General features: G+C 74.8%; 1 protein-coding gene. It reads right to left on the bottom strand.

Annotated elements, in window-relative coordinates:
• Window positions 1–16: 16 nt before the first annotated feature.
• The coding region (locus tag Psi01_RS42805) for a type I polyketide synthase (RefSeq protein ID WP_204069944.1) at window positions 17–2,896 on the bottom strand (2,880 nt) is incomplete at its 5' end.

Raw genomic sequence — 2,896 nt, 5'->3', positions numbered from 1 at the left:
CGCGCGCAGCTCGGCCTCATTCGCCATGGTCAAGCCCTTCCATCGAAGTCCTCAGTGGTGATGTCATGGCCCGGTTGTCGATCAAGGCGAAGATCTCCTCGTCCGACGCGGAAACGATCTCTTCTTCGGCCCCGTTGGCGCCGTTCCCCGAAGCGACCGCGGTGGCGGCCCCGGCGTTGCCGATCCTGGACAGGGCGCTCTGCAGGATGGCGATGAGCTGGCCGCGCACGGCGTCCCCCGCACCGTTGGCGGCCAGCAGAGCCGCCTCGGCCTGGTCCACCGCCGTGCGCAGCGCGTCCTCGGGTGAAGGACCGTCCGAGGCCAGAGCGGTGAACAGGTGCTGGGCGAGCGTGGTGACGGTGGGATGGTCGAAGACGACCGTGGCGGGCAGGCTCAGGCCGGTGTCGGCGTTGAGCCGGTTGCGCAGCTCGACGGCGGTCAGGGAGTCGAAGCCCAGCTCGTTGAAGGCCCGGTCCACGTCCACGGAGCGGGGGCCGGGGTAGGCGAGCACGGTCGCCACGTGGGCCCGTACGAGCTGGGTGAGGTGGGTTCGCGCGTCGGCCTCGCTCATGAGCGCCAGTCGCTCCCCCAGCTCCGGACCGCTCGCGGCGGCCGGTGTCGTGGGGCTCACCACGGCCCGGCGCGGCGCGGCGCGGACGAAGCCGCGCAGTATGGGGGGCAGGTCGCCGTTCTCGGCCCTGGCCCGCAACCCCGCCGCATCCCAACGAGCCGCCACGATGACGGGCTCGGCCGCCACCAAAGCCGCATCGAACAACTCCAGCCCCTGTCCGACACCCAGCGCAGCGATCCCGGCCCTGGCCAACCGGGCCACCTCGACCGCCCCCAGCTCCCCGGCCATCCCCGAGGCCGCCGTATCCCACAACCCCCAGGCCACCGACACCCCCGGCAGCCCCTGCTCACGGCGGTGCGCCGCCAGCGCGTCCAGGAAGGCGTTGGCCGCGGCGTAGTTGCCCTGCCCGGCATTGCCCAGCACCCCGGCCAGCGAGGAGAACAACACGAACGCGGTCAGCGGGTGCCCTTGGGTCAGCTCGTGCAGATGCCAGGCCGCCTCCGCCTTGGGCGCCAGCACCCCGGCCAAACGCTCCGGCGTCAGATTCTCGACCAGCGCATCATCCAGCACACCCGCGGTGTGGATCACCGCGCCCAGCCGCACCCCGGCCAGCACCGCGGCCAGCGCATCGCGATCGGAGACATCACACGCGGCCACCACGACGCGGGCGCCCAGGCCCTCCAGCTCGGCCACCAGCTCCCCGGCGCCCGGCGCCCGCGCACCGCGCCGCGACACCAGCAGCAGATCACGCACCCCGTACCGGACCACCAGGTGCCGGGCCACCAGCGCGCCCAGACCACCGGTGCCCCCGGTCACCAGCACCGTCCCCTCGATCACCGCAACCGGCTCGCCCACAGACGCACGCCGGGCCAGACGGGGAGTCAGCAGGGTGTCGTCCGTGACCGCGAGCTGGGTCTCGCCCGCCGCGACGGCCGCGGCCACCCGGTCCCAGCCGCGGAAGCCCTCCGGCACCTCGGCCAGCGCGAACCGGCCCGGATGCTCGGTCTGCGCCGAGCGCACCAGGCCCCACACCGCCGCGCCCGCCACGTCGCCGGGCCGGGTGACGAAGACGAGCCGCGAGCTCGCGAACCGCTCGTCGCCGAGCCAGCCCTGTACGAGGTCGAGCACCTGGCGCAGCCCGTCGTGGGCCGAGTACGGCAGGTCGTCGGCGTCTGCCCGGCAGGGCGCCAGCACCAGGCCGGGCACCTCGCCCGCGCTCATGTCGGCGAGCGAGAACAGGTCGTAGTAGCGCGGCACGGACGTCCCGGCCGCCGTCAGGTCGGCCTCGATCTCGTCGGTGAGCGCGTCGAACCCGACCACCGCCCACCGCCGGTCCTCCGGGTCGCCGGTCGCGGCGGTCTCGACCCATTCGAGCGCGTAGGGGACGGTCCCGGTGGAGGGGCGGGCGACGTTCCTCGGGGTCTCGCGCAGCGCCAGGGTCTCGACGCCGGCGATCCGCTCGCCCGTGCCGTCGAAGAGCGCCAGCGCGATCCGGCCGCCGCCCTTCTCGGTGATCCGTACGCGGAGGGTGTCCGCGCCGCGGGCGGTCACCCGGATGCCGCTCCAGGAGAACGGCAGCAGCAGCGTGTCCCCGTCGTGGCCCGACTCGTGGACGACCAGGTGCAGGGCGGCGTCCAGGAGGGCGGGATGGAGGGTGAACCGGCCGGCGTCCTCGCGTACCCGGTCGGGCAGAGCGATCTCGGCGTAGGCGTGGCCGTCCGCGTGCCAGGCGGTGCGCAGTCCCTGGAAGGCGGGGCCGTAGTCGTAGCCGCGTACGGCCAGCCGGCCGTAGACGTCGGTCAGGTCGACCGCCGTCCCCTCCGGCGGCCAGGACGTCAGCCGCTCGGGGGCGGCCGCCGGGGCCGTGCCGAGCAGGCCGCCCGCGTGCGCGGTCCAGGGGTCGTCGTCTGACCGCCGGGCGTGGACGCCGACCGTGCGGCGGCCCTGGTCGTCCGGCCCGCCCACGGCCACCTGCACCTGTACGGACCCGGATTCGGGCAGGAACAGCGGCGCGTCCAGGGTCAGCTCCTCCACCAGGTCGCAGCCGGCGTGTGCGGCGGCCTCCAGCGCCAGTTCGGCGAAGGCCGTGCCGGGCAGCAGCGCCGCGCCGTCCACGGCGTGGTCGGCCAGCCACGGGGTCGTGGCCGCGGACAGCCGCCCGGTCAGCAGGAAGCCGTCGTCGGCGGCGAGCGGGACGACCCGGTCGAGCAGCGGGTGCGGAGAGGGGGCGGGGGCCGCCACCGGGTCGAGCCAGTAACGCTCGCGCTGGAAGGCGTAGGTGGGCGGCTGGCCGGTGGGACGCGGACCGGGTCCCAGCACCGTCGT

It is taken from the genome of Paraplanobispora siamensis, from assembly GCF_016863175.1.
Taxonomy (GTDB): domain Bacteria; phylum Actinomycetota; class Actinomycetes; order Streptosporangiales; family Streptosporangiaceae; genus Planobispora; species Planobispora siamensis.
This window is presented reverse-complemented; position numbering and strand designations above follow the sequence as displayed.